9 protein-coding genes and 1 tRNA gene are annotated in these 18180 nt (G+C 58.3%); 3 read left to right on the forward strand and 7 right to left on the reverse strand.

The window, feature by feature from the left end; translation table 11 throughout:
- The first annotated feature begins 12 nt into the window (after nucleotides 1–12).
- Entirely contained in the window at nucleotides 13–3216 is a 3204-nt protein-coding gene (locus AC3A5Z_RS18725; protein WP_487520828.1) for a DUF927 domain-containing protein, read from the forward strand.
- A 747-nt stretch (nucleotides 3217–3963) separates the two neighbouring features.
- On the opposite strand, the gene AC3A5Z_RS18730 is transcribed toward AC3A5Z_RS18725, so the two are convergent.
- On the reverse strand, nucleotides 3964–6906 hold the full coding sequence (locus AC3A5Z_RS18730; RefSeq protein WP_487520829.1) for a hypothetical protein: 2943 nt from the start codon (nucleotides 6904–6906) through the stop codon (nucleotides 3964–3966).
- Between the two features lie 212 nt (nucleotides 6907–7118).
- On the opposite strand from AC3A5Z_RS18730, the gene AC3A5Z_RS18735 reads away from it, so the two are divergent.
- The gene (locus AC3A5Z_RS18735; RefSeq protein ID WP_487520830.1) at nucleotides 7119–7799 is read left to right on the forward strand and encodes a recombinase family protein; all 681 of its coding nucleotides are present in this window, start codon (nucleotides 7119–7121) and stop codon (nucleotides 7797–7799) included.
- Nucleotides 7800–8599: 800 nt separating this feature from the next.
- Here AC3A5Z_RS18735 and AC3A5Z_RS18740 read toward each other — a convergent pair.
- A complete protein-coding gene (locus AC3A5Z_RS18740) occupies nucleotides 8600–9250 on the reverse strand; it encodes a hypothetical protein (protein ID WP_487520831.1) in 651 nt (216 codons plus the stop codon).
- Nucleotides 9247–10428 (reverse strand): PIN domain-containing protein, encoded by a 1182-nt coding sequence (locus tag AC3A5Z_RS18745; protein ID WP_487520832.1) that lies wholly within the window; start codon nucleotides 10426–10428, stop codon nucleotides 9247–9249. The genes AC3A5Z_RS18740 and AC3A5Z_RS18745 overlap by 4 nt, the downstream gene beginning before the upstream one ends.
- 1160 nt (nucleotides 10429–11588) lie before the next feature.
- Here AC3A5Z_RS18745 and AC3A5Z_RS18750 point away from each other — a divergent pair.
- Nucleotides 11589–12596: a sugar transferase gene (locus AC3A5Z_RS18750; protein WP_487520833.1), complete on the forward strand. Its 1008-nt coding sequence runs from the start codon at nucleotides 11589–11591 to the stop codon at nucleotides 12594–12596.
- A 533-nt stretch (nucleotides 12597–13129) separates the two neighbouring features.
- Here AC3A5Z_RS18750 and AC3A5Z_RS18755 read toward each other — a convergent pair.
- The 4 genes from AC3A5Z_RS18755 to AC3A5Z_RS18770 form a co-directional block, all read right to left on the reverse strand.
- A complete protein-coding gene (locus AC3A5Z_RS18755; RefSeq protein ID WP_487520834.1) occupies nucleotides 13130–13900 on the reverse strand; it encodes a DUF4145 domain-containing protein in 771 nt (256 codons plus the stop codon).
- Nucleotides 13901–14138: 238 nt separating this feature from the next.
- Nucleotides 14139–14669, reverse strand: a complete 531-nt coding sequence (locus AC3A5Z_RS18760) for a hypothetical protein (protein ID WP_487520835.1) — start codon at nucleotides 14667–14669, stop codon at nucleotides 14139–14141.
- A 234-nt stretch (nucleotides 14670–14903) separates the two neighbouring features.
- Nucleotides 14904–14993, reverse strand: a tRNA-Ser gene (locus AC3A5Z_RS18765).
- Nucleotides 14994–15033: 40 nt separating this feature from the next.
- A complete protein-coding gene (locus tag AC3A5Z_RS18770) occupies nucleotides 15034–18177 on the reverse strand; it encodes an efflux RND transporter permease subunit (protein ID WP_487520836.1) in 3144 nt (1047 codons plus the stop codon).
- Nucleotides 18178–18180: the final 3 nt, after the last annotated feature.

Raw genomic sequence — 18180 nt, forward strand, 5'->3', positions numbered from 1 at the left:
GGATCGCCCGAAATGACTGATAATACTAACTTCGACTTTGAGGTAATCGAGGAATCGACACCGGCGCAGTCCGCAGAAGTTGAGACGACACCAAAGGAAGGTGACAAGCCAGCCAAGATTTTCGATGCCGTTCTCTACGGCAACGAGACGCCTGCCATGGCGGAGCTGCTGAACAAGACTGCGTCGCTGCTGATCGGCGAATTGTGGGGCGCACGTGACCGGCGCAACACGCAGGACGAGGGATGGAATCCCATCGAAATGCCGTGGACGTCATGGATCGTCGGTGGCGAGGGCGACAAGAATACCCCGGCTTGGGGCTTCTCCCGTCTGCCGGTAGGCAAGCAGAAGGAAGGCTCCTGCGTCGTACTTGGATCGTCCATTGGCAAGGCTCGCAAGGCCAAAGCCATGGAAAACATGTTCGCAATGGGGCTGGACATTGACTCTGGTGCGCGTCTTGATGATGTTATTGAAAATCTGGAGAAGCTTAATATCTTCACGCTTATCTATACTTCATTCAACCACGGTAAGCGCGGACTGCAGCTTAAAAGGGATGACGTACTCCGCAAATTGAAGATCACTTCTGATCCGACGTTGATCGAGATCAAGACGTATTTGATGCTCCATGATAAGAACCGTTATGATGACGATTTTATCTCGCGGATCACCATTAAGAATGGCAAGAAGCAGGTAAAAGATGGTGTGGTAATCGAGCTGGACACGCCACCGCTCGAAAAGTTCCGCCTTATTTTTCCGCTGGCGGAACCTGTTAATATCGTCTCGCTTGCCCAGACCCATGAAGCGGCTCTGGCTGTTTGGGAGGATTCGATTACGGGTCTGGCCCAGAACATGCTTGGTATCCATTTCGACAGTTCTTGTTCAGACCCCTCTCGCTTGTTCTACACGGGTCGTCGTCCGAAAGATGCCGAGGATTATTACTGTGCAATCGTTCAGGGTGATCCACTGAAATTCAGCGACGTTGTTCCGATGAAGAAGGCGCAATACCTGTCAACGCGTATGGCTCAAAACCCGTACGAAATGGCTGGAGCGGGGTGCGGGATTGAAGTCTCGCCGGAGTACTTTACGCCTTCTGGGAAGTCCCTCAACGAGTGGCACGCGGAGTACAAGCAGCGGTTCTTGATTGCTGACCTGATCGAAGCAGTTTGCCCTGATCGTGTCCGGCAGCATGGATCAGGCAAGATCGATATCGAATGTCCCTTCGAGGATGAGCACTCGAAGCCGGGTGGCAACGGATGCATGGCCATCAATTGCGAGGATGGTGCATATGACGTCTGGGTCATCTCGTGTCGGCACGACGCCTGCGCCGGACGCAAGAGCCTCGCATACTTGGAGGCGGCATTGCGGCAGGGGTGGTTCCCTGAGGAATTGCTTTACAACGATGACTTCATGCTGCCACCCGAAGACTCCGATTACATGACGGAAGATGATGCGCCGGTGGTTGCAACCGGGGCATCAACCGTGGCGACACCCGGAGTAAAAGCCGACAGCGAATTCGAACCGGAAAGGGATTGGCTCCGTCCGAACTATAAAACAAAGTACGGGTTTTTCACCATCAAGGAAGGAGATGACTGGGAGCCAATCTGTGGCGTGTTCGATGTGGTCGGCCGTTCGGCTAACGCCGACGGGACTGAAACTGCAGGCCGCATCATCTCCTTCGTCAACGAGAACGAAAAACGGGTTGAATTGACGCTCAGCCGCGCCGCGATTTATGGAGACCCCAACGCGATCCTGACCATGTTGGCAAACCGGGGCCTCAAGCTCGCTAGCGGCGGAAGGCAGCAGGCAGGGCGCGTTGCCGAATTGCTGCAGAGCATCACGCCCAAGCGCTTCATCGCCACGGTCCCGTCCGCCGGTTTCATTCGGGATGAGAACGGAGACATCACGAGCTTTATGACGCCGACGGGTCTGCACCTCACCGGGGGCCGCAACGTGCCACCTGTGCGCCTGTACGAGGGCACACAGGTCGAAGTCGTGAAGGCGCGGGGTACACTGGCGGGCTGGCAGGTAGCGGCGTTAGCCGCCACCAAACAGGCGGACACGAACCCCCACTTCCTGCTGAGCCTCTGTGCGGGCTTCGCTGGTCCGCTGATGGGCATCTTGGGTGTCTCACCATGTGGCATCACGCTGTCGGGACGCACCAGCAAGGGCAAGACGCTGTCGCAGACTCTGGGGGCGTCGGTCTGGGCATCACCGCAGGCAGGCCACGGTCTTTTGTTCGGATCGAACACGACGCCGAACGCCATGGAAGACTTGTCGTTGCGGGGGAATGAAACTGTTCTCATGATGGATGAGATCGGGGCCATGAGCGACAAGAAAGCCCTTGAAGCGCTCCTGTTCCAGATTGCGCAGGGACGCTCCAAGGCTCGCAAGTCCGGTCGCAACATTGGTTTGAGTGCTGGTTGCGACTTTAAAACCTTCGTGGTCTTTTCGAGCGAGAATGGTCTTCGGAACGAGATCAAGGACGCTGGTGGTCGCTACCGCGCCGGGACGAGCGCGCGCTTCTGCGATGTCGATGTGACAAGCGGAGAGACGGTGGACGCGAGCGTCATCGCAAAGTTGGAGTCTGTGAAAGTCAACTACGGGCATGCGGGGCCAATCTACGTGGAATACCTGCTCAAGTCCGCCATTGATCCGGCGCGCCTTCAGCGCGAGATCGACGCCATCGCCGTATCTCTGACCAGCGCCAGCAACTCGGCGATGCTCCGGGCGGCGCGGGTGTTTGCCCTCGCCCAGCGCGGCGGAGAACTGGCCTGTGACGCCGGTATCTTGACCGACGTCGAAGCCGTTCGCGCGGCGGTCAAGAAATGCTGGGTGGCATTCTCAGGATCGGAGGAAGCTGGGGCGACCAGCAGTGACAACCTGCTCGACAAGGTCGCATCGTTCCTCAACGGCAACATGGACCGGCGCATCATCGGCGAGGGGACGGACAACAGCGAGTCGCAGGGACGCCCCATCGGCTGGTATGACGATGAGTACATCTATCTGGACTGGCAGCAACTGGATAACCCTGCGGCGCTGGGGATCGACTTTATCAAGCGCGAAGAACTCTGCAAAGTGTTGAAGGAGGCTGGTGCACTCGACAAACCGGCAAAGGGCTACCCCCACTCCAAGATGCCTGCGGTGTTCGGGCGGGTAGGCGTCGCGGACGGGCGGAACGTCAAGAACCTGCGGATTAAGAGAGATGTCGTCGGTATCTAAAAGGTAGCTGAGACGGCGAGTGGGATGAGGGGTGCGTTAGCGCCCCTTTTCCATTTGTAGAGGGGTGCGTCAGCACCGTGGTGGGCTGGGTGCGTCAGCACCGTGGTGGGCTGGGTGCGTCAGCGTGGTGGGTTGGGGCGACCCGTGGGGCGACCTCCACCCCACAGGTCGCCCCAGAAATTCCCCTTGTTTTGTTGGCTTGGGGCGACTGGGGCGACTGGGGCGACCTAAAGTTGTGGCCCAGAGCAATAGCGCGCCAGAGCCTCCCCTGCGTGGGGGCGAGCATCGGGTGAGACAGGCTTATTAGAAAGGTATCTATATTATTTTATACTTAGGTCGCCCCAGTCGCCCCAAGCCTTATTTTGTTGACGATTAGGTCGCCCCAAAGGGTCGCCCCAAGGTCGCCCCAAGGTCGCCCCAAGGTCGCCCCAAACCGCCGGTGCCCAGCGCGCTGCGGCTTTCCGCCGCACCATCGGCGGAGTTGCATCCACGCTTCAAGCGGTTGCATTCCACGGTCGAGAAGTTGCGCCCCGCCCGCCAAATGTTGCACGGCAACCGCGTACCGGACCCGAATACGCGACTAAATAAGTCGTGTATTCGGGTCCGGTCGTCAGAATGGGGCGGAAGTGCCTGCCGAGGATCGACAATGCAACTCGAAATAAAGTTGCACTGTATGATTGCACCGCGCAATTTTATTACGTCATGAAAAAGGCCCCCGAAGGGGCCATTTCGGGGGCGCTGGGTGGATCAGTAACCGCGTGGGCGCAGAAGGCCCCCATACTCCATTTCACGCGCGACCGTTTCCCGAATCTTACCTTCAAACGTGGCGTCTATAGTCTTGATGATCGAAGCAGACACCGCCTCGCCGTCACCGGCATCCGCTGTAACGTTGATGGTGTTCTGCATGCTGACCGAAACCGCCAAGCTGCCTCCACCTTGGTCAGCCCCGCCCAGTTCGACCGGAATCTTGCGGCCTTTGCTGAGCGGGATGACTGCCTCGTTCGGGTGGAGTACCGCAGGGATGCCGGAGGTGTTCGGCGTACCCTGTGCGAAGTGCGGTGCATTGCGGAACGCTGCCGGAGATACCAGCCCCGATGACATCGGCTTGCCGTCGCTGTAACCACCTTCGGAGAAGAACCCCGATACAAGCCCTACAAGCGAGCCCAGAAAGCCGCCGCCTGCACCCGCCCCCGCTGCACCGCCAGCGGCGGGCAAGCTGCCCAGCGTCGCGCCAGAGAGAGCCGCCTGCATCATCTGTGCCGCCTGCATACCCCCGGTGACGATACCGGTCTGCATCGATGCTGACGCCGCCATACCAGCGGACTGAATCGCAGCCGCTTCCTTTGACCCGCCGCCAAACACCGAACCCTTGATGCCCAGCGCATCGGCACCGAGCTTGATCGTTTGCTGTGCAAGCACCGACGCAATCTGCGAGCGCAATTTGTCCGCCAGCCCTTTGGCGTCCATACCATCGCCGGAGAACAGAGACTCCAAGGAACCCTGGACTCCTTCCACGAGCGCCATTTCAATCGCGCGCGAGCCTTCGACCCACCCCGGAACCGTGGCAAGGAATTCCTTCAGCGGATCGTTAGCGGCCTTTTCCAGTGCCGCAGCTTGCAAGCCCAGCGCGTCGATCTGAGCCAGCACTGTCATGTTGGCTTCGCCGACCTTTCCGCCACCGACTGCCATGGCTTCCGCATACAGGCGAGCCGCCTCTTCTGTGCCGTACAGCCCGGATTGCAGGTAGCCCAGCGCGTCGTTTTGCACTTTCGTCGAGGCCAACGCCTCCGTCAGCTTGTTACGCAGCTCTTCCGCTGGAGTCTCTTTTTTACTCCCACCACCACCACCGCGCGGTTTCGGAGGTTCTTTCCATTCTGGCAAGCCGTAGGATGACTCGCCACCAAACTCTAGCGTCCGCCCGGTCCCCACTCCCGCGTCCGGCGCTCCCGAGCTACCAAAGCCAAGCCTTGGCTTCGCCTGAGGCGTCCAAGCCGATTGCTTGGCGATAGATGCGGCAAGGCCTGCGCTGATACCCAGCCAGCCCGCAAGGTACTGTGCCTCCGCCGAAGCATCGGCAATGCCCCCTGCCATGTTGGTAGTAGCTAGCGCTGCCGCCGCCTGCTGCGATGCTTCCAACGGCCCAGCGAGCTGCAAGGCGGCGACAGCGGCCTCGCCCGATGCCTTTGCCGCGTCATACAGCCCCGATGGAATCGCGCCAGCCTTGTCTCGCACGGCGATCAGGGTCCGGTTAACTTCGATCAACGCTGCCGCGAACTGCTCTGGCCCACGCGCAGCTCCAAGCTGGTCGAGCGCCAGTTTCGTCTGGTGAGCTTCGGCTTGGGTCATACCAAAGTCACGCTTCAACTCTGTCAGGTGCTGAGCCACCACCATCTCACCACCAGCGGTATTCTGCATCTGGCGGATAACGGCGAGCTGTGATGTTAGACCGGAGAGATTGCCGGTCACCGTCGATGCGGCGCTGCTCAACGTTCGCATGGCGTCGAGACGCTCAAGGCCTGCAAGCACGTTGTAGAGGTTCCGAGCCTCGCCCGCCTGCGCTCCAAACTGCGCCACCAAATCAGCACTGCGCGTCTTGGCGCGGTCGAGGCTGGACTCGTAAGAGCTGAGCGAACCCGTCAGGCCTTCGACCGATTTCTTGAGCGCCTCTGCCCCGCCGGATGCCTTCATCAGAGCTGGCAGGATGGCGGCAGTGACGGCGACGGCGGTACCGGCGAGCGAACCATACAGCGCAAGCTTACCGGCGAAACCAAATGCCCCCAGCAGTTGTGGGAGCTGCTGGGCGAAGGCCGTGGTAGCCGACCCCCCACCAGCGATCTGGACGGCGAAGTCTTGGACTTGGAAGCTGGCATTCGTCGCAGCCTGCCCGTAGCGGCTCAGGTTCGCTCCACCAGTGGCAAGAGCGGTGTTGGTGGTGACCAGCCCCCGTGCTGCATTCTCCCGAGCCGCAGTGGCCTGCTGAGACGTGAGGATGCCACGCTCCTCCGCCCTTGTGATCTCACCCAGGGCGACAGCGTAACGCTGGCTCTCCGCATACAAGGGAATGTACGCCGCTCTGAGCCGGTCAGCTTCGACGGCAGCGTTCCGCGTGGTACGAGCCGCCTTTTCCTGAATCTCTGTCTGCTGACGCAGACCCGCAACCTCGTCAGCGAATCCAGATCGACCGACCCGGACATCAAGGCCTGTCTCCACTCCAGCCAGTCCGGATTTAAGCCTAGTAAGCTCCGCGCTCAGTTTCTGGATACCCGACGTGTTGCCCACGGCATCCAGCCTCGTGCCGAGATAGGTTGCCTCGCGCGACGACGTACGCAGCGCCTGCGCTACACTGAGCTGGAGCCGGGTCAGTTTGGCGGCGTCGCTCGCTTGTCGTGCGGCACTTGCGGTGACCTTAGCGGTTGCCCGCTCGTACTCGGCAAGGGTGTTGAGACCCGATTTGTCGATGACCGGCGTCAGCCGGAGGTTAGCTGACTTGTCTTTCAGCTTCGTAAACGTCCCGTCGGTTTCTCGGTCGAGATCGGCGACGGCTTTCTTGATAGCCAAGACGGCTGCTGCGAATTGAGCAGCGCCAGCCTTCGCGGCGCTGGCGTCGATCTTTAGCGCGAGGCTGTGTACTTCAGACATGGTGGTGGTGCTTTCGGTCTTTAAGGTGAGGTAATAATGTAATGATATCACATCACGTATGTCCGACCTACTTGCCGCGCCAGAACGGTTCGGTACGCTTGAGAGCGAATGGAACGAAACAAGAACGATTCGTCATGTATCCACCTCGTGATCCCGTCCGCTGTCAACACATTTAGTTTCCGGTCTTTTTCGTAAAGCCCGTATAAGGCCTTTACGAATCCTGTAAGCCTCATCATACATAGATAGCTAACAGGGAGCACGTCATGGCCGTCTACATCTACACTCGCGTCTCGACCACGGACCAGATCGACGGCACCTCGCTGGATGAACAACTCCGCAAGGCGAAAGGCGCGGCAATGATGTACAGCGCCGAGGAACCCGTGACATTCACGGACGCAGGCATATCGGGCAGCATAGCGCTTGCAGACCGGCCTGAGGGGCGCAAACTTTGCGACATGCTGCAGCCAAACGATACTGTAATCGCTTCGAAAATAGACCGCCTCTTCCGCTCCGCCTCTGACGCTCTGGTGACATCTCAGGATTGGAAAGCACGCGATATACTTCTCGTGATTACAGAGTTCGGTGACAAGCCGGTCACAGAGAACGGCACCGCCCGACTCCTGTTCGGAATCCTCTCGATGACGGCTGAGTTCGAACGTGAACTGATCCGGACCCGTGTACGTGAAGGCAGGGCGGCAAAGAAGGCCAAGGGCGGGCACATCGGTGGCTCTGCACCCTTCGGATACCGCAAGGTCGGAGCAGGCCGTGGGGCCTATCTGGAAGCCGTACAGGCGGAGCAGGACGCCATCGCGCGGATGGTCGTGCTCAAGGGCGAAGGTGCGAGCCTCCGTGCCATCGCGGCACTGATCGAAGCGGAGTTTGGGTTCAAGGTCAGTCACGTCGCAGTAGCAGGCGCGCTAACGCGCGCGCAAGAAAGCAACTGACACGCCAAGCCGCCGATGCCGCACTTGCTCGCTGGGGCATGTAGGCGCGGCAATACATCAAGATGTCTTGGCCTGCCTCGCTCAACTGCGATGCGGTTTCACGTCGCCATGGCGACTTGACGATTTGGGGCAGACCGCGTGAGCGGAAACTATCGTTTAATATCAACGACTTATGGTACCTTAGACGGGGTACCACTCCCCGCCCGGTCCCGCCTGTAGTCACTGCGCCTCGGTCGCTGTGCAACTTCAACAATGTTGCTCCGGAGCATTTTCCGTAAAAGTGAATCACGGTCGCCCAGAATTTTTTCAAATTTCCGGACGATATTTGCTTGCCTTTTTACGACCCAGTCGAGCCGTCAACGCCTTAGCTCTCCAACGCCTGCGTAGCAGGCCCTACCATCGACCGCGCCTGATTGAGGGCGAACAACCGGGACGGAATTTCGTCGTCAGTCATCAAATTAGCCCGCCAATCATCGCCCCACCCGGATGCCTCAGCCACAGCCTCGTCCAATGTCTCGTGCGCCTTGGCCAGCCACGGTGGTCGCGCGTTGTACAAGTTGGTCAAGGTGCGCTTCCTCAAAACCACCTCGGCGTCCGGTGACATCGGCGCAAGTCGTAGAGGGTATCCGATTACAACCTCAGACTCCCGCCGGACGAGACTACGCACATTGCCACTCTTTCTTGTTCGGATATCTAGCCATTAGATGGCACTCATGTCGGCAATCGGATAGCAATGCCACCTAGACGAAACGACTGTTACGATTGCAGGCAGCTTACGAGATTGACGGGCTCTATACAAGCTAGTCGGCTTCCATTTTCCATCCCATTATATCGACCATCGCGGATGGGATAGTGACGTTCAGGATGTTCGACAGAATTAAATGGTCAAGGATGTATCCATCTTTGTCGTCTGCGAGATCGTCCATACCAGCAGCCTTTAAATGTCCGAAAATTGCCCCATCGCTTTGATGATAGCAGCTTGCAACCTTGGTCCAATGGAACATTTCCGTGTCGTTTTGATCGGGCGCGTTGAAAGCCAATAGCAGAGTTTTCGCAGCGAGCACACATTGATCGGAGAGGTTCGCAAGTTTCCAGAAGTGGAACTCTCGCGTCTCGTATGCGCGTCCCATCCGCGCCATATCTGCTGCATCCAGCTCGCCAGTCAACCAGGACAATTCGGCGGGTGACAACCTAGGCAATCGCCCGCTGAAGTCTTCCCAATACTCAAAAACGCCTTGAGCCATTTCTTTTCGCTGCGCGACGTCTGCATAGAATTCAGAGAATGGTATAGCACGATACGTGCGCCGCGCAGCCTCAACACTCGTATATGCGCTGGAAGGCGTCCCTATGCAGGTGATCAGAACGGCAAAAAGTAACGTTGCCCCACGTTGCCTAAACCGGTATGAGCCGACCGACCAATCTACGCTATCTTTAACCACCAGAAGCTTCAATTCTCATCTCCTCCGTCCCAGTAATCCTCTGGCTCAAAGACATCAACTTCCCCTAAATCGATCTCGCGAAATCGGGACTCAAGCTCGCACTCCAATAATTCAATATTCTCATCATCACTCCCGAGGTCGGATACAATCAGAGTAATTGTGGCCCGTTCGTAAAGTTCTTCATCCACTTCAACTGAGCGCCCCCCCATACCAACAGACTCTTTGTCAAAGCTATCCCAGACTGCAAAACTCATTTCGACCGTCACGCGGACGACAAGAACGAGGTTAAGGCTAATAACGAGACGAAGTTGTTTAGGTGTATCAGAATCAATGTTCTCAATTATGTCGATGTCAATCGGATTTGGCCATTTGATGTCTTGTAGTTCACCCGCCCAAGTGGATAGCTCGACCTCGCCATGAGTCGGATGAGCATTTGCCGCAAACTCTATGCGCTCTACGCTACGCCCTACTTGTTCGCGGACTTCTCTTTGCCCGTCACCGTCCGCAGAGAGCCACGCCACTATGGCCTTCCTAAGTCCCAACGGGGCGTTGGTAATAAGATTGAGCGCACGTTCTATTTCAGGAACGATGAATAACCTCTGCGATCTTTCGCAATAGGCCTTCCAGTCTCCATCGCTCGAAACGACTAAGAAGCTTGTGTCTCTTTCTGCAGCAGTGCGTTCGAGTGCATTTAGAGCAAGTGCATCCGGAAACTCATCTTTTTTTCGCCCCGACCCAAACGGTGGCTCTCCCGAGAAATAGGCATTAAAAAGAGTACGAGTATCCACTAGATCCGTATCAGCTAGAACCTCGCATCCTGTGTCGTGAATGTATTTCTCCCAGCGATCATGTGATGCCTGAATTGCCGTTTTACCGCCGGAAATCAGCTCAAGTAATTCATCGCGTTTCGGCGTGACTGTCTCAAAAGCAAAAATGGCCCTTCCTATTCCCCTTTTCGCTGCTGCCATAACTTCATTCGCAGACCTTTCAAGATGGGACAGGACTTCCTGTGCGACTGTCGCGGACAGCACAAAGTTAAATTGCTTTCCCTTTAGCGCCGACAGCGACTGCATTGTGGCCGAATTCAGTTGGAGGCGCTTCTGGTCGAATATGCTTGTATCGATAGTAATTGCGGTTATGCCGCCATCAGCAAGCATCGTCTTGATTTGCTCGTCTTCCGCTATTGGCATAATTACACTCTATCGCCTTCTATGGATGTCGATGATCGCTCTTCGATAGAGCCTTCTCCTTGACAGGGTATGGCCTACGCCCAGTCGTTTACAGTTGCAAGTTTCTGAAGGACACGGACGCGATTCCGGAAGGGAAACAGCGCCGTCGACACCGCGTCATGGCGCAACGGTGATCGCATGTGTATGCGGCAGTCGGCCGCGAACTGCTGAGGGCGAAGGTTCTTTAAGAGCAACGCAATTCTCGTGGACAAGGTGAGGCGCGAGTGCTGACCTCCTGAGTTGAGCAGGCTCCGGGGGTCAGGCTACGTTGTCGACCCCTTGGGGTCCCTTATGTGTGACGTTCGCCATAGATGCTGACGCTTGGCGGATCGTTGACTGTCGCATCAGGTGAAAATTTGCCACGGAGACCTCGGGAGCAGTTCACGAACGATAGGGAAGCCAATGCCGATCCACCAGCGAAGCCGAACGGTGACGAGTGTGGCCACTGGACCTGCGGTAGGGAGTGCTGGCGACAGCTATAGATCTCGCCCTACGGCTTGTGCGGAGTTACTCAAGTTCTTGGTACCTATACGAAATATGTCATCGTTAGAGGCCTCCGGGACGGCGTAGGGCAGTGCACCATAAGACCACCACATCCGCCGTCCCGTGACTGACTTGCCTCTTGCCCCGGCTACGACGAGGCCCGCATCCGCACCGCACGAGGCTTGCCAGCCTTCATTACCGTGACCCGTAGCAACTACGTACTTGTAGACAACATCATGCCACAAACCTACCGTACATCAGACGTCAGCTTGGTGAGGGTTCGATGATTTCTGATGGTAGTGAAGTCCAAGCGGGAGCAGGTGAATCCGGTCTACGGGAGCGCGCGCAGCCTGCAGGCCAAGCTTTGCGAGATGGCCCCGTATGGCACTTCATCGAGTCGGAGATTTCCATGGGGCTGGCAACGCTGGTTCTCTACGCCTTCTTCCGGGTCATAGCGTACGCTAGCGAGTACGTCGGAAGTGTACTGCCTCTGCATGATGAGCAACCTTCGCTGGTGATATCGTGGGTCTTCAACTGGTTCGGCGCCATTAGCATGTTAACTGCGTTTGTCTTCGTGACAATCTTCCAGATTGCCATCCTCATCAGAAGGTTGAGATCGCAATATAGGAGACCCCATCATGAGTGATGCTGTGATCAATCTCACCTTTAAGGCGACCGGCAAGGAGCCAATTAAATATCGCAGAAGGTATAAGCGTCCGGACTTTGGGGACGGCTTTGTTTTCGGCTTTGCGGTGCGCCTCGTGATATTTTTGATCGCCGGTTTATCCGGTGCCTTCCTGGCGATATTGTTGATCTGGCTAAACAGTTGGGAGCCTTCCCTCGTCGCAATCTTGCCGCCCGCCCTTATCACGGTCATCACCATCGTTGGCGGGGAGTACCTTCGGAACCGGCTTCTGGATCAAATACATCTGCTGTCGAGCAACGAAGTCGAAATTGAAATCACCTCAGAGGGAGTCAAAGCTTACGAGGCAAACAAAAGCCGTAAACCTGAGGTATCCCAGTACGCCCAGCCTCTCGTCGAGCCGCCCAGTCATTATCCAGACGCCTTAAAGCGTGCACTGGATTTATATATAGCAATTTCAAGTGGCATGCTTTTGTTGCCATTACTTTTGGTCGCAGCGTTCTTAATTTGGATTAGTGATGGTGGTCCGGTCCTCCAGAAGCACGCCCGTTTAGGCAAGAATAATCGGGTCTTCTATTTGTACAAACTGCGAACATTAAGATCAGATGCCGGTGAAGTTTTGGAGCGTTATCTCGCAGATCATCCAGACGCTTCCGGCGCAGATTTTAGTTTGAGGAATGACCCGAGGGTAAGCAGTTTCGGCGCACTCATGAGGTCGCTTTCTATTGATGAGCTTCCACAACTATATAATGTAATCGTCGGAGATATGTCTATCGTCGGTCCTGCTCCGAGAGCTATCGGAGAGAACAGCGATACATCCCACTGGTACGGCGCTGCTAATATAAGGCCGGGTCTGACCGGCCTTTGGCAATTATCTCGCAGCGAACATTTGCGGGATCGTGAAGCACTTGATCATCTTTACGCAGAGACGAGAACGCTCTTACTCGATTTGAAGATCATCGCGATGACCGTGCCCACCGTCCTTGGGTGGCGCTCCCTATAAGCCCGCGTCTTTTATCGTATCACGCCTACAGAGTCTGGTTCGCCGATTAAGTTAGGCCTAAATGAAACTGGGCTTTTGGTGCGTGATACCTAGCTGCCTCGCAGTGCCAGTGCCAGTGCCAAGTGCCGGTCCATGCGGATTGGCAGCCGGCGTGCACGGGAATGTCAACTGAGGAATTGTTCAAGCTTTTCCGAACTATGAGATCAATCTTGATCGGAGCGATGACTATGTAAACGGTTTGAAGGCGTTGTTTAAGGTAACGGGAAAGACCGGTAGCGTTGGGACTACGGCGTCCTTCATGATGAGGAGCAACAGCCTGCGGGCTGTGCAGATTGACGCTAGTATTCGCCACCTGACACGAGATACCCATGACGGCTATGAGCCCTTAGCGGACTGCAGACCCACCTCCAATATTGCGGGCGCGGCGAACGGCTCCGAACTTCGGGGCGGCCGCCCAACGTTTGACCAAATCCTGCGATGACTGACATTATACCGTGCTTGTCGCGACCCATCCAAGCTAACGGAGTTTAACCTTACTTCTTCAGCGCAATAAGTGCCGCTTTCTTGGCTTTGAGCTTGGCCGTTTTCTGGTCGTATATCTCTGCAAGCGCGTCTTCGTAGACATCCAACAAATCGAGGTAATCACCTTCAACAACGTCGTCGCCGTGTGTTCCGAGATTTCCAACAATGCGCATTGCAGTCATCGACTCGGCTGTGTCTACATCTTGTGACGCATTTTCAAAACGATCTATCCGTTCGAAGAGTGTGAGGCGCCGCAGTTTTCCGCTTTTGTCTGGTTCGCTCGTCGCAACACCTTGATCGTCAAGGACACGCTCAAGACTTGTGCGTAGTCTTGATGTTGATGCCGAACGATCTGTCCAAAAAAGTTGGAATGCCAACTTCAGTTCGTCCTTGACCTTCTGAGGTAAATTTTTGGCTATTGGAAAAAGCGGAGGAGCAGGGAACATGCTGGTTGGCTGCAACCATGTCGCGTATCCACTGTCCTCCGGTTCTCCATCGTATCCGTACTGACAATAGTGTTCAGCACCTGCGCGACCGCTGACCGCAACAACTTCACCACAACTTTCTTGGTCGCAGATCAACATGGTCGTGAATGACATTCTGATCCAGTCAGGGTCCCAATCATCTCTCCCATGTTCTCGTTTTGAATGATGTGGTTCAACTAGAACAACTTGGTTATTTCCACGCTGAACCCGCCCCTTGGTGCAACGCGGGCATGGATAGGAGTTGCTGAAATTTTCGTCGACGTGTCTCTGCCAAATGGACCGGTCAATTGCCATCATAGAACTCCGTTCCGTCCGTTAGTTTACGCTAATATCACGGTTTCTGTTTTCTCGCCAATTCGAAAAGGTGCCGTATCCGGTACAAGGCCCAGATTTGGTAAACTGGACGCAACCGTCGCTTAAGAAGACCCATTTCATCCCTCTTTTTTGAGAACGTCCGCTTCGCCCGCATAGCTGACCTTCGTCAATGATGGCGTTGGCGCGCGGGAACTATGTGTCAGACGGCGAGCACCTGTTGTTAACGCCTTGACGTGTTGCTTAACCGATGAAAAAAGCCCAACCGCGTCCGGTCTTCATAAGACGCAAGGTCATTGCGCGCTATCTTCTTCAGGTCCGCAAGCCCCACGTCAAGGATAGCTCTTTGCCGCTTGTAATATTCAGTATCATTGATCTCCGCTTCTAGCGCCAATATGTCCGTGATCATTCGTTCGAAGCGAGTATTGAAGCCCTCCGAAGCATGTATATAGAAAACGGACGCTTCCGAACGTAAGGACATCAGCGCGGCGTAGGCGCGATCCATGACGTCTTGCTTCTCGTCCGTACCGATCAGGAATGCGGCGCGACTAGCGAGGCGTCTGCACTCTAGTAGGAGGCTTAACAGCCGCCCGTACGACACATCACGCTTGTCCCACAACTTCTCCCGTGCGTATCGACTGCGTTCAGACACCATCGCGATGCGCGCCTGATGAGTCGTAAACAGAGCACCTATAATCACACCCAGGAGTGCGCTCCCAGAGTCACCAAGAGAAACCCACTGATCTACACCCATGCTTCTGACCTGCCGACGTTGATGATTCCACGGGACCAAGATACCGCCCAACCTACGGGATGTTGGGCGGATGCGAAGACTCATCTGTGCCGCTGGCTAACGTTGTAAACTCCAGGCGGGACCACCTGCTGCGCCCGGTATTGTGTCCAATAACGTTCCAATAACGTTCCAATAGGCTGACTCGAGGTTCTTGCAATTAGTTGTTTTTGCGAGGAAATATCGGTTTACGCGTGTTGGCGGAAGCGGTGGGATTCGAACCCACGGTGGAGTCTCCCCCACGCTGGTTTTCAAGACCAGAGCCTTAAACCACTCGGCCACACTTCCGGCGGGGCGAGGAGTAGTCGGGGCCGTGGGGGAAATCAAGCTATTCGGCGGGAGGCGGGGCGGTGGCGGCCTGGATCTCGCGGATGAGCCGGGCCTGTTCCTCGGCCTTGGGTTTCGAAAGCCCCGCGAGCAGCAGATAGGCCACCGGCGTGAGGTAGAGCGTCGCCACCGTGGCAAGGCCCAGCCCCCCGACGATGATCCAGCCCAGCACCTCGCGCGCCTCGGCGCCAGCTCCGAAGGCGAAGACAAGCGGCAGGCCGCCCAGCACCGTGGCGATCATCGTCATCATCACCGGGCGCAGCCGGATCACCGAGGCATCCTCGATCGCCTGCCGCACCGAGGCACCCTCGTCGCGCAGCTGGTTGGCGAATTCGACGATGAGGATGCCGTTCTTGGCCATGATCCCCACCAGCAGCACCAACCCGATCTGGCTGTAGACGTTGAGGCTGCCCCCCGTGAGCACCAGCGCGAAGATTGCGCAGGCGAGGCCCAGGGGCACGGTGGCCATGACGATCACGGCCGAGACGAAGCTCTCGAACTGCGCCGCCAGCACCAGAAGCACGATGACGATGGCGAAGCCGAAGGTCAGGAACAGGCCGGAGGAGGTCTCGCCCAGCGTCGCCGCCTCGGCCATCGGCAGGATGCGGCTGTCGGTGGGCAGGATCTCGGCGGCCAATGCTTCGACCTCGGTGAGCGCGGCGCCGAGCGAGAGTTCGGGCGTCAGGCTGGCGCTGATCGGCACCGAGCGCATCTGCCGCTCGCGGCTGAGCTCGGGCGCCACGGCGCGTTCGGTCAGCCGCACGAAGCTCGAGATCGGCACCATCTGCCGCTCGCCCTCGGCATCGGGGCCGCCCTGCACGAAGATCCGCTCCAGATCGCCGGGATCGTTCACCGGGTCGGTGGCGGAGATCATCTTGATGTCGTAGCTGTCGTCGTCGAGGAAGACGGTGCCGACGGTGCTGCCGTCGAGCACGGCCTGCAGCGCCTCGCCCAGACCGTCGATGTCGATGCCGAGGTCGGAGGCGCGGGCGCGATCGACCTCGATGAAGAGCTGCGGCTGCGTGGTGTCATAGCCCAGACGCACCTGCCCGAAGGCCGGGTTCTGCTCCATCCGTTCGACCAGCGCGCGGGCGCTGTCGCCCAGCGTGGCATAGCTGTCGCCGACGATGGCGAAGCTGAGCCCGTTGCCGGCGCCGCGGATGCCCAGCGAGTTCGGCTGAATGGCGAAGGCGCGCAGGCCGATGACGTTGCGCAGCGAGGCGGTGATCTCGGCGGCGATCTCCTGCTGGCTGCGGTCGCGCTCGGCCCAGTCGGCCAGACCGATTACCATGAAGCCGCGGTTGTCGTTGCCCCCCTGACCGGCATTGGCAAAGACGCTGACCACCTCGCCGCTGTCGCGCAGCGGCTGCAGCAGATCCTCGATCTCGCGCATCTTGGCGTCGGTATAGTCGAGCGCCACGCCCTGCGGCGCCTGGATGCTGAGCAGCACCAGCGAGCGGTCCTCGGAGGGTGTCACCTCCTGGCGTAGTGTGGTGAAGAGCATGCCGGCGGTAAGCGCGAAGCCCAGGGCTATGGCAATCACCACCATCGGTGCGTTCAGCGCCCAGCGGAGCGTGCGGGCGTAGAAATTCGACAGCAGCGTGCCGAGCCGCAGCATCGGCCCGGTCTCTTCGTGACCGGCCTCGACGCCGCGCAGCATGCGGCTGGCGAGCACCGGGCAGAGGGTGAGGGCGGTGACGGAGGAGAGCAGGACGGCAATGGCGAGGGTGAAGCCGAACTCGCGGAACAGCCCGCCGGTCTGGCCGGGGAGGAAGGACAGCGGGATGAAGACGGCGGCGAGCGTGGTGGTGGTGGCGATGACGGCGAAGAACACCTGCTGGGTGCCGAGCACCGCCGCGGCCCGGGCGCCCATGCCCTCGGAACGGCGGCGCACGATGTTTTCCAGCACCACGATGGCATCGTCCACCACCATCCCCGTCGCCAGCACCAGCGCCAGCAGCGTCAGGATGTTGATCGAGAAGCCCACCAGCCAGAGTGCCGCCAGCGTGCCGATCAGCGCCACCGGCATGGCGATGGCAGGGATCAGCGTGGCGCGGATGTCGCGCAGGAAGATGTAGATGATGAAGGTCACGATCAGCACCGACAGGATCAGCGCGATCTCGACCTCGTGGATGGCGCCGTTGATGAAGGTGGCGTCGTCGGAGCTGACGAAGATGCTCACATCCTCGGGCAGCACCTCCTGCACCTCGGCCACGATCCGCGTCACCTCGGCAGAGATGTCGAGCGTGTTGCTCTGCGCCTGCCGGATGATGCCCATGCCGATGCCGGTCTCGCCATTGGCGCGCAGCACCGAGGCGCCGGTGTCCGGCCCCATCGAGACCGCAGCGACATCGCCGAGCCTGACGTCGGGGGTCACCTCCAGCGCCTCGAACTCGGCGGGGGTGGAGATGGCGGCGGTGGTGCGCACCACGATGCTGTTGCGGTCCGAGCTGAGCGCACCGGCCGGGGCATCGAAGGAAACGTTGCGCAGCGTCTCGCGCAGGTCGGCCAGCGTCAGGCCGCGGCTGGCCAGCTGCATCTGGTCGACATCGACCCGGAAGATCGGGGTGCGGTCGCCGTAGATCTGCAGATCGGCCACGCCGGGGGCGGAAAGCAGGCGGTTCTCCACCAGATCCTCGACCAGCTGGGTCAGATCCTGCGGCGAGCGGGTGGGGGAGGTGACCGAGATCCGCATCACCGCCGATGCATTGGCGTCAGCCTTGACGATGCGCGGGTCTTCGGCGTCTTCCGGCAGGCGCCCGGTGATGCGGGCGATGGCGTCGCGCATGTCGGTGGCGGCGACGTCGATATCGACATCGTCGTTGAACTCCACCGTTACCCGGCTGGAGCCGAAGCGCGAGGAGGAGGAGATGGATTTCACCCCCGCCACCCGGCCCGCCGCGCCCTCGATCTCGTCGGTGATCTCCTGATCGATGGTCTCGGGCGAGGCGCCGTCGAAATCGGTGTTGATCGTGACGACGGGGCGGTCTACGTCGGGCAGTTCGCGCACCTCGGCGCCGAAGAGGGCGGCGAGGCCTGCCATCACGATCAGCGCGTTCAGCACGAAGGCGAGGATCGGGCGGCGCACGAAGAGCGCGGTGTTGGAATTGGCGAGCGCGCGTTCGTCGGGAGCGTGATCTGACATGGC

Source organism: Cereibacter sp. Soil_C_27 (assembly GCF_057657095.1).

What these genes read in the sequence shown, in the direction of transcription:
- AC3A5Z_RS18725 (WP_487520828.1), top strand. Translation starts at nt 13, where the DNA reads ATGACTGATAATACTAACTTCGACTTTGAGGTAATCGAGGAATCGACA.
- AC3A5Z_RS18735 (WP_487520830.1), top strand. Translation starts at nt 7,119, where the DNA reads ATGGCCGTCTACATCTACACTCGCGTCTCGACCACGGACCAGATCGAC.
- AC3A5Z_RS18745 (WP_487520832.1), bottom strand. Translation starts at nt 10,428, where the DNA reads ATGCCAATAGCGGAAGACGAGCAAATCAAGACGATGCTTGCTGATGGC.
- AC3A5Z_RS18750 (WP_487520833.1), top strand. Translation starts at nt 11,589, where the DNA reads ATGAGTGATGCTGTGATCAATCTCACCTTTAAGGCGACCGGCAAGGAG.
- AC3A5Z_RS18755 (WP_487520834.1), bottom strand. Translation starts at nt 13,900, where the DNA reads ATGATGGCAATTGACCGGTCCATTTGGCAGAGACACGTCGACGAAAAT.
- AC3A5Z_RS18760 (WP_487520835.1), bottom strand. Translation starts at nt 14,669, where the DNA reads ATGGGTGTAGATCAGTGGGTTTCTCTTGGTGACTCTGGGAGCGCACTC.
- AC3A5Z_RS18770 (WP_487520836.1), bottom strand. Translation starts at nt 18,177, where the DNA reads ATGTCAGATCACGCTCCCGACGAACGCGCGCTCGCCAATTCCAACACC.